11 protein-coding genes are annotated in these 9812 nt (G+C 29.1%); all 11 read left to right on the top strand.

What is annotated here, in order from left to right; all coding sequences use genetic code 11:
• The first annotated feature begins 10 nt into the window (after positions 1–10).
• On the top strand, positions 11–145 hold the full coding sequence (locus Q0V09_RS04475) for a Maf family protein (protein WP_297487351.1): 135 nt from the start codon (positions 11–13) through the stop codon (positions 143–145).
• Positions 146–166: 21 nt separating this feature from the next.
• Positions 167–1213 carry a rod shape-determining protein gene (locus Q0V09_RS04470; protein WP_297406004.1) on the top strand — a complete coding sequence of 349 codons (1047 nt, stop codon included), beginning with the start codon at positions 167–169 and terminating at the stop codon, positions 1211–1213.
• Positions 1214–1226: 13 nt separating this feature from the next.
• Positions 1227–2057 (top strand): hypothetical protein, encoded by an 831-nt coding sequence (locus tag Q0V09_RS04465; protein ID WP_297487349.1) that lies wholly within the window; start codon positions 1227–1229, stop codon positions 2055–2057.
• A 71-nt stretch (positions 2058–2128) separates the two neighbouring features.
• Positions 2129–2734 carry a hypothetical protein gene (locus tag Q0V09_RS04460; RefSeq protein ID WP_297487347.1) on the top strand — a complete coding sequence of 202 codons (606 nt, stop codon included), beginning with the start codon at positions 2129–2131 and terminating at the stop codon, positions 2732–2734.
• Positions 2735–2745: 11 nt separating this feature from the next.
• The gene (gene scpB / locus Q0V09_RS04455) at positions 2746–3276 is read left to right on the top strand and encodes an SMC-Scp complex subunit ScpB (RefSeq protein WP_297406012.1); all 531 of its coding nucleotides are present in this window, start codon (positions 2746–2748) and stop codon (positions 3274–3276) included.
• On the top strand, positions 3266–3970 hold the full coding sequence (locus Q0V09_RS04450) for a pseudouridine synthase (protein WP_367172289.1): 705 nt from the start codon (positions 3266–3268) through the stop codon (positions 3968–3970). The genes scpB and Q0V09_RS04450 overlap by 11 nt, the downstream gene beginning before the upstream one ends.
• 18 nt (positions 3971–3988) lie before the next feature.
• Positions 3989–4279 (top strand): Asp-tRNA(Asn)/Glu-tRNA(Gln) amidotransferase subunit GatC, encoded by a 291-nt coding sequence (gene gatC, locus Q0V09_RS04445; protein WP_297406007.1) that lies wholly within the window; start codon positions 3989–3991, stop codon positions 4277–4279.
• An 18-nt stretch (positions 4280–4297) separates the two neighbouring features.
• On the top strand, positions 4298–5743 hold the full coding sequence (gene gatA, locus Q0V09_RS04440; RefSeq protein ID WP_297487345.1) for an Asp-tRNA(Asn)/Glu-tRNA(Gln) amidotransferase subunit GatA: 1446 nt from the start codon (positions 4298–4300) through the stop codon (positions 5741–5743).
• Positions 5743–7188 (top strand): Asp-tRNA(Asn)/Glu-tRNA(Gln) amidotransferase subunit GatB, encoded by a 1446-nt coding sequence (gene gatB / locus Q0V09_RS04435; RefSeq protein WP_297406009.1) that lies wholly within the window; start codon positions 5743–5745, stop codon positions 7186–7188. Before gatA ends, gatB begins: the two co-directional genes overlap by 1 nt.
• Positions 7189–7197: 9 nt before the next feature.
• Positions 7198–8382 (top strand): L,D-transpeptidase family protein, encoded by a 1185-nt coding sequence (locus Q0V09_RS04430; RefSeq protein ID WP_297406010.1) that lies wholly within the window; start codon positions 7198–7200, stop codon positions 8380–8382.
• Positions 8383–8439: 57 nt separating this feature from the next.
• Positions 8440–9216: a MerR family transcriptional regulator gene (locus Q0V09_RS04425; protein WP_297406011.1), complete on the top strand. Its 777-nt coding sequence runs from the start codon at positions 8440–8442 to the stop codon at positions 9214–9216.
• Positions 9217–9812 lie beyond the last annotated feature (596 nt).

Raw genomic sequence — 9812 nt, 5'->3', positions numbered from 1 at the left:
TTCTTATGGAATTCAAGGTTTAGGTGCAGTTTTTGTTGAAAGAATAGATGGAGACTTCTTTTCAATTATGGGATTTCCAATAAATAAATTTATGAATATATTAAAAAATATTGGTTTTACTGTGTCAGATATAAAAAACATATAAATTATTTTAAAGGAGAGTAATATGAAAAAACTACTAGGGAAATTTTTAGGGATATTTTCAGATGATCTTGGAATAGATCTTGGAACTTCAAATACCCTAATATGCATAAAAAATAAGGGAATAATAATGAATGCCCCTTCTGTTGTTGCAATAAATACAAAAACAAAAGAGATATTTGAAGTTGGAGATAAAGCAAAACAAATGATAGGAAGAACACCTCATACTGTTGAAGCTATAAGACCTTTAAAAAATGGAGTAATTGCAGATTATGAAATTACAGAAAAAATGTTAAGAGAGTTTTATAAAATAGTTAATAAAGGGAAAACACTATCTAGTCCAAGAGTAATTATATGTGTTCCAGCTGGAGTAACTCAAGTAGAAAAAAGAGCAGTAATGGATGTGACAAGAGAGGCAGGAGCAAGAGAAGCGTATCTTATAGAAGAACCAATGGCAGCAGCTATAGGAATTGGCTTAAATATATTTGAACCAGAAGGAAATATGGTTGTGGATATTGGTGGAGGAACAACAGAGATAGGAGTGATTTCTCTTGGAGGAATTGTTAAAACTTCATCTTTAAAAATAGCTGGAGATAAGTTTGATACTTTAATAATTGACTATATTAGACAAAAACATAACCTATTTATAGGAGAAAAAACAGCAGAAGAGATAAAAATAGCTGTTGGTGCTGTTATAAATTTAGATGAGGATATATTCATTGAAATTAGTGGAAGAAATGCCTTAAGTGGTTTACCTAAAAATGTAAAAGTATACTCTTCTGAAATAGCAGAAGCTTTAGAAGAAGCAATTGTTCTTATAATAGAAGAGATAAAAAGTATTCTAGAGAAAACACCTCCAGAATTGTCATCAGATATAAAAAGGAAAGGTGTTTATTTAGCAGGTGGAGGAGCACTTTTAAGAGGTATGGATAAGAGAATAGCAGAAGCTTTAACATTGGAAGTAACTGTATCTGAAGATCCTTTAAATGCTGTTGTAAATGGGATTCAACAACTTTTAAAAGAGTTTGATAAATATAAGAGAGTATTAATTTCACCAGAGAGTGATTATTAAGAAAAGGGGCTTTATGAAAAAAATATTGTTAATCTTTTTTTCTTTTTTTTCAATATTGAGGGCTGACTATCTCATTAGTAATGGTGAGATAGCTCTTTTTTATGACGGAAAAAATAATATTATTAAAAATATTAGAGGAGAGATTTATCACAGTGATAAAATAGCAAATATTGAAGTTTTTTTAGAGAAAGATTACAAAATTTATAAAGCAAGAGATTATTATACAAGGGCAAAGTATGTTGAAGGAAAAAATATGTTTGAGTTAAAATATAATATATTAGGACAATCTTTTACAACATATATAATTGCATCAAATATAAATAAAAAAAATCTATATGTATATACAGATCTTAGTAAAGTTAAATGGAATGGTAATTATAGAATTTTGTATAAAATATCACCAATTGAGCTAACTGGAACTATGGTTAATGATAAATATGATTATGTTTATGATAATATGTATATTCAAAAAGACAGAAATAGTCAAGTTTATTTAACAACTGAAAATGATTTAGAAAAGTTTAAATTAAGACTTTTAGAAACAAGTCTTAGAAAAAGAATTGGTGAAAGAATTTTTGTAGAAAAAAAAATACTTCCAAATACTAAGGGGGATTTTTTAACTATAAATTTTCAAAAGAGTAATTTGTTAGAAAAAAAAGAGTTCTCAAGTATTCTTAATGATGAGTTTGTATTTTGGAAAGATCAAGATGCAAAGTTTAGATTTTTACCAAAGAGAATGATTAAAATAATGAGAGATTTTTATCTTTTAGAATCTAATGATTATGTACAAACGAAACTTGATATAAACAGAGGAAAAGAAAACTATTTAAAAACACTTATATAAATACAATAATTAATAAAGATAAATTTGATAATAGTTTTTTTTCAGAGCTTTTATTTAAAAAGAATATAGGAATGGAAAAAATATATTATTATTATTATTTTATAAAAATAGCAAAACTTAGAGGCATTGACTTAACAAAGGATAAAACTATAAAAAATATTATTCCAGAGTTAAGAGAAAATTTACAAAAAGGCTATGAGGAGATCGAAAATAGAGAAGGTAATTGGAAGTTAAATAGCTATATGTACTGTGAATTTATAGATCTATTGGAAAGTGTAATAGATACTAAAGTTGTATGGGAAAATATAGACTATATAAAAGATGATGTTGCAAAAAATTTAATAAGTGAGATTCTAGATTCTCAAAATGTGATAAAAAAATCATCTTATATAAAATATATGAGACTTTTACCAAAGGATATTTTAAAGGAAAATATAGATGTTTTATTAAAAAAAGTGCAAACTCCAATTGGAGTTTTAACTGAAAATAATAGGGTGAAATATGTAGCGAATCTTCAACTAGCTTTAATTTTATATGAAAATGGGTATTTAGTCCAAAGTGATAAAATTTTAGAAAGAGTTATCTATTTTTACAATAACTCTCATGCAAAAGACAATATAACAACGGAAAAAATATTTTTATATATTGAAAATATTTATTATAGGGGACTTTTATGAATGGTAAAGAAATAGGAATAAAAGAGCAAATTGAATCTATCTTACTACTTGGTGGAGACGAGATAAAAATAAAAGATTTAAGTAAGTTTTTCTCTATATCTATAGATAAGATACTTGGAATTTTAGAAGAACTTAGAATGGAAAGAATACACACAGGAATAAATTTAGAGATTCATGAGGAGTTAGTTTATTTTATTACAAATCCTCAATGTGGTGATATAATTAATATGTATTTTAAACAAGAAGCGAAGCCTAAAAAGCTTTCAAATGCAGCACTAGAAACACTGTCAATAATAGCTTATCGTCAACCTGTAACTAAAAGTGAAATAGAACAAGTTAGAGGAGTTTCAACAGATAGAGTAATACAAACTTTAGAGGAAAGAAAGTTTGTAAGAATTTGTGGGAAAAGAGAATCAATAGGTAGGCCTAATTTATATGAAATAACAAATAAATTCTTAGGGTACTTAGGAGTGACTTCTGTTGAAGAGTTACCTAATTACAGTGAGATAAAGGAGAAATTAAATGGAAGAAATGAGAATTAATAAGTACCTAGCACAAAAGGGGTACGCATCAAGAAGAGAGATAGATAGACTAATAGAAAATGGAGATATTAAAGTTAATGGAGAGCTTGTAACTCCTGGACAAAAAGTAACTGAAAAAGATACTATAACAATTAAAGGGAAGGATTTTGAAAAACCAACATCAGATAGAAAGCACTACTTCTTATTACATAAGCCTAAAAGTGTTTTAAGTTCTGCAAAAGATGATAGAGGAAGAAGAACTGTTGTTGATTTAATAGATTGTAAAGATAGAGTTTACCCAATAGGAAGACTTGACTTTGAAACAGAGGGAGCTATTATTTTAACAAATGATGGAGATGTTTTTAATAAAGTTGTTCACCCTAAAGGTGAAGTATATAAGGAATATTATGCTATGATAAAAGGGGATATAAAAGATAAAGATTTATCTAGAATTGCAAAGGGACTTCTTTTAGAAGATGGAGAAACATTGCCAGCTAAAACTAAAATATTAAAAAGACATACAAATAAAAGTGAAGTTATGGTAGCTATTAGAGAGGGTAGAAATCGTCAAATAAGAAGAATGTTTGAAGCTGTAAAACATCCAGTTATCTACTTAAGAAGAGAAGCAATTGGAAAGATTAGACTTGGAGATTTAGAAGTAGGGAAATATAGAAGACTTACATCAGATGAGGTTAAATATTTAAAATCATTATAAGATAAATAGGAGGAAAAAATGTCTTTAACAAGAGAAGATGTTCTTAATGTTGCTAAATTAGCAAGACTTGAATTTCAAGCAGAGGAGATTCAAAGATTTCAAACAGATCTTAATAATATATTTGAATATATAAATATGTTAAGTGAAGTTAATACAGATTCAGTGGAGCCCCTTGTACAAGTACATCAAGGTGGAGTTAAGTTAAGAGAGGATGTAATAAGACCATCATTAACAGCTGAGGAAGCAATGAAAAACGCTCCTGCATCAGAAGACGGGGCATTAATAGTTCCAAAAGTAGTTGGAGAATAATTAAAGGAGGATTTTTCTGTGAAAAAAATATATGAGTTAACAGCTTTTGAAATAAAAGAAAAAATAGCAAGTAAAGAGTTAACTTCAGTAGAAGTTGTAACTGCTATTTTTAATAGAATAGAAGAAACAGATGGTGAAATAGGAAGTTTTGTATCTCTTAGAAAAGAAAAAGCTTTAGAAGAAGCTAAAATAGTTGATGAGAAGATAAAAAATGGTGAAAAAGTAGGAGCCTTAGCAGGAGTTCCAGTGGCAATAAAAGATAATATGGTTTCAATTGGAGAACCATCTCAATCAGCTTCAAAAATACTTGAAGGTTATGAGGGAATTTATGATGCTACTGTTGTTACAAAATTAAAAGCAGCAGATGCTATTATAATTGGGAAAACAAATATGGATGAGTTTGCAATGGGTTCAACAACAACAACTTCTATATATGAGAAAAGAACAAAAAATCCAAGAGATTTAGATAAAGTTCCTGGAGGAAGTAGTGGAGGAGCAGCAGCTTCAATGGCAGCAGATCAATGCTATATATCTTTAGGGTCTGATACTGGTGGAAGTATAAGACAACCAGCTTCATTTTGTGGAGTAGTAGGATTAAAACCAACTTATGGAAGAGTTTCAAGATATGGATTAATGGCATTTGCCTCATCTCTTGATCAAATTGGACCTTTTACTAAAACTGTAAAAGATGCTGCTCTTGCACTTAATGTAATTGCTGGAATAGATGATTATGACTCAACAGCTGAAGAGATAGAGGTACCAAACTATTTAGACTCTTTAACTGGGGATATTAAAGGTATGAAAATAGGGGTTCCTAAAGAGTACTTTATAGATGGATTAAATGAAGGTGTGAAAAAGGTTGTTAACGAATCTCTTGAAGTGTTTAAATCACTTGGAGCTGAAATAGTAGAGATTTCACTTCCTCACACAAAATATGCAGCACCAACTTACTATGTTTTAGCACCAGCAGAAGCTAGTTCTAACTTAGCAAGATTTGATGGAGTTAGATATGGTCATAGAACTGAAAATCCAGCAAATATTGAAGAGTTATATGTAAAATCAAGAAGTGAAGGTTTTGGAGATGAAGTAAAAAGAAGAATAATGGTTGGAACTTATGTTTTAAGTGCAGGATTCTTTGATGCTTACTTTAAAAAGGCCCAAAAAGTTAGAACATTAATAAAAAATGACTTTGAGAAAGCTTTTGAACAAGTGGATGTTATATTTACACCAGTAACACCAGGACCAGCATTTTCAATAGATGCTAAGAAAACTCCAGTAGAATTATACCTAGAGGATATATTTACAATTCCAGCAAACCTTGCAGGAATTCCAGGAATCTCAATTCCAGCAGGAACAACAGATGGATTACCAGTGGGAATTCAACTTTTAGGAAGAGCATTTGGAGAGAGAGAAATACTTAAAGCAGGAGATGCTTTTGAACAAGCATTAAAGGAGAGAGTATAATGGCAAAACAATGGGAATCAGTAATAGGGCTTGAAGTGCATCTTCAGTTAAAAACAGGAACAAAAGTATGGTGTGGTTGTGATGCAGACTATGATAATGCAAGTTCAAATACACACACTTGTCCAATATGTTTAGGACACCCAGGAGCATTACCAAAATTAAATAAAAAAGTAGTAGAATATGCAATAAAAGCAGCTCTTGCTTTAAATTGTAAAGTTAATAATATAAGTGGTTTTGATAGAAAGAACTATTTCTATCCAGATACACCAAAGAACTATCAAATAACTCAATTTGAAACTCCTTACTGTGAAAAAGGGTATTTAGATGTTAAGCTAAATTCAGGTAGAGAGATAACAGTTGGAATAACTCAAATTCAAATAGAAGAGGACGCTGGAAAATCTATACATATGGGAAAAGAGTCGTTAATTAATTTTAATAGAGCTTCTATGCCTTTACTTGAGATAATTTCTGATCCTGATTTAAGAAGTTCTGAAGAGGCTTATGAGTATTTAAATTTACTTAAGAGTACAATAAAATATACAGGTATTAGTGATGTTTCTATGGAACTTGGTTCTTTAAGATGTGATGCTAATATATCTGTAATGGAAAAAGGAAGTAAGGTTTTTGGTAGAAGAGTAGAGGTGAAAAACCTAAATTCTTTTAAAGCTGTTGCAAGAGCAATAGATTATGAAATTGGAAGACAAATTGAAGTTATAGACAATGGTGGAGTAATTGATCAGGAAACTAGACTTTGGGATGATGATAATCAAGTTACAAGAATTATGAGAAGTAAAGAGGATGCAATGGATTATAGATATTTTAATGAGCCAGATCTTCAAAGACTTGTAATTAAAGATGAAGAGATTGAAAGAATAAAAGGAATAATGCCAGAATCAAAAGAGGCAAAATTAAATAGATTTACAACAGATTATGCATTACCAGATTATGATGCAAATGTATTAACGGATGAAGTTGAACTTGCTGATTATTTTGAAGAGGTTGTAAAATATACAAAAAATCCAAAATTATCTTCAAACTGGGTAATGACAGAAGTTTTAAGAGAACTTAAAGAAACAGGTAAAACAATTGAAGAATCTCCAGTAAAAGCTGAAGATTTAGGAAAAATTATAAACTTAATTCAAAAAGATGTTATCTCTTCTAAAATAGCCAAAAAATTATTTACAATAAAAATGACAGATGAGAGAGATCCTGAAGTTATTGTAAAAGAAGAGGGAATGGTACAAGTAGTTGATTTAGAGGCTATTGAAGCTATAGTTGATCAAGTTCTTGGAGAAAATCCAAAAATGGTTGAAGACTTTAAAAATTCAGATGAAGGAAGAAAACCAAGAGTATTAAAAGGTTTAATAGGTCAAGTTATGAAGTTGTCAAAGGGAAAAGCAAATCCAACAATAGTAACAGAACTTATGGAATCAAAATTAAAATAGGTGGGTTTTATGAAAAGAAAGAAAATAATTTCACTAGGAGTTATGCTGTTTAGTTTAGTATTTACAGCACAGCCTCTTTTAGCTGATGTTACCAAAACTGTAGAAACAAAATATGAGAATGTTGTGCCTATGAGTGTAAATGTAAATATAGTCGATGATTCAGCAGAACCAGAATTCCTAAACTATGTATACATTAAAAGTGTAGATGCTCCAATAAGAGAGGATGCATCTATTTATTCTCAAGAGTTAGTTAGATTTCCATTTAACACTAAAATAAAAGCCTTAGAAAAAGTTATAACAAATGGAAATGAATGGTATAAAGTTGAATTAACAGATACTAAAGGACATAAAAAAGATGGATATATTTCAGCAAGACTTGTAGACTTTAGAACTTTTAGATTTGAAAAAATGATGTCTAAAATAAATAAAATGTCAGATTTTTTACAAAGTGCCAATACTCAAGGAAAGCAACTTTTATCAGTGAATACTTATGTACCAAATCCAAGTAATAGCAATATGAACAGAACTAAGGATAAATACGGTGTATCTGCAGATCAAAATGCAATATCAACATATAAAGGTGAAACTATTTACATACCAGATAGATCTTTAGTAACGGTTGAATCTATGGATAAAAATTATGCATATGTAAGTACATTATCTATTAAAGAATCGCCATTAAAAGTTAATAGAAAGGTACTTAGTTCATATCCAAAATTAACTCCAAATGTTAGAAAAGTTATAGCTATAGATTTACATAATGAAAATCAAGGTATTTTCCAAAAAATTGATGGGAAATGGGAACTTATATCTTATACTTTAAATAAAACAGGAATGGAAAGTAGCTTAGGTTTTGAAACTCCTAAGGGATATTTTTTAGTACCTATGTTAAAATATGAGATGGGTTATAGAGATGAACAGAATAAAGCAGCTGGAATGGCTAAATATGCCATTAGATTTTCAGGTGGAGGATATATTCATGGAACTCCTATAAACTATGAAGAGGATATAAATAGAGATTTCTTCTTAAAAGAGAAGGATGGTACATTGGGAACAGTTGAAGGTACTAGAAAATGTATTAGAAATATGGAATCTCACATTAAATTTCTATTTAATTGGGTAACTAATGGAAAAGTAAATAAAAGATCAAATTCTCAAAGACCAGATGAGGATGTAGTTGTAATAGTATTTTAAATATAAAAAATTTAGGTAAGCTATAAATAGCTTACCTTTTTTCAAAAAGGGAGCACAATGAAAGATAAAATATCAATTAGAGAAGTAGTTAAAAGTATGGGTTTAACAACGAGAACACTTAGATATTATGAAGAATTAGGTCTTATAGAAGCAGTACAAGAGGGAAGAGGAAATAGATATTACACTAAAGAAACTTTAAGAAAGTTAATCTATTTAGATGAACTTAAAAATAAAGGGTGTAGCTTAAAGCAAATAGAGGAATTAATGGGTAGTAAATGTTGTAATGAAAAGAGAAATCTTCTTCTTGAAAGAATAGATGAGAATAATAAACAAATGGAATATTTAAAGTGGCAAAACTCAAAGATTCAAGAAGAATTAGAAATTATAAAAAAATTAGATATGAATAATGTTTTTATGGAAGAAGTAGAATTAGAAGAGTTATTTTATAGACGGATAAATGAAAAGTATAGGATAGAAGAGGATGAAGAGGTAGAAAAAGTTTGGGGAAATGATTTTTATGATATTAGAGAAGAAAAAATATATGTGATGAAGGAGAGTAATTTTGTAATAAGAGATTACACTTCATATGATTTTGCACTTATTAAAAATATAAATAAAGATTATGAAATATGTAAAGGGAAATACCTAGTTGCATATTCAAGAGAGGGACTTCATAAGCAGAAAGAGGTCTTTGATAAGATACTAGATTATATAGAGAAAAACAATTTGAAAATTATAAGTCCTCTATATGTTCAAAATAAATTTAGAATTTTTTGTAAAAGAGAAAAAAATGTTTTACCTATAACAAAAAATTACATAAGAATAGAAAAATAGTTGTTATTTTATAAAAAAAGTTTAATAATGAAGCATCAAAAACTTATTATTTAACTTTTTTTACTTAACGTCAAAATAAATATTGACTTAACGTCAAATATACCAGTATACTATACCCATATTATGAAAAAAAGTAGGAGGTAGTATGGACTCAAAATTAAAAAAAGGCCTGATGTTTGGTGGTCTTGTAGGATTAGCATGGGGACTTGATACAGTATTAATGGGAATGGTAGGAAAATTACCAATTTTACAAGTTTCAAATTCAAGCACATTAGTTTCAGCATTTTTACACGATAGTTTTTGTTTTTTCTGGTTAGCTTTAGTAATGTTTTTTACAAAGGAATTAAAAGGTGTATTTCAACTTTTAAAAACAAAAAAAGGAAAGGCATCTTGCTTAGCAGCTTTAGTGGGAGCACCAATTGGAATGAGTGGGTATGTTTTAGGAATAAAATATGCAGGTCCAGCTTATGCTTCTAGTATATCTGTTATATATCCAGGAGTAGGAGCAATACTATCTTATTTAATTTTAAAGGAAAAACTTTCAAAGAGAGCAATGCTTGGAATTGCAGATCGGAAGAGCGTCGTGTAGGGAAAGA

The organism is uncultured Cetobacterium sp. (genome assembly GCF_947039425.1).
In the GTDB taxonomy this organism is placed as follows: Bacteria; Fusobacteriota; Fusobacteriia; order Fusobacteriales; family Fusobacteriaceae; genus Cetobacterium_A.
This window is presented reverse-complemented; position numbering and strand designations above follow the sequence as displayed.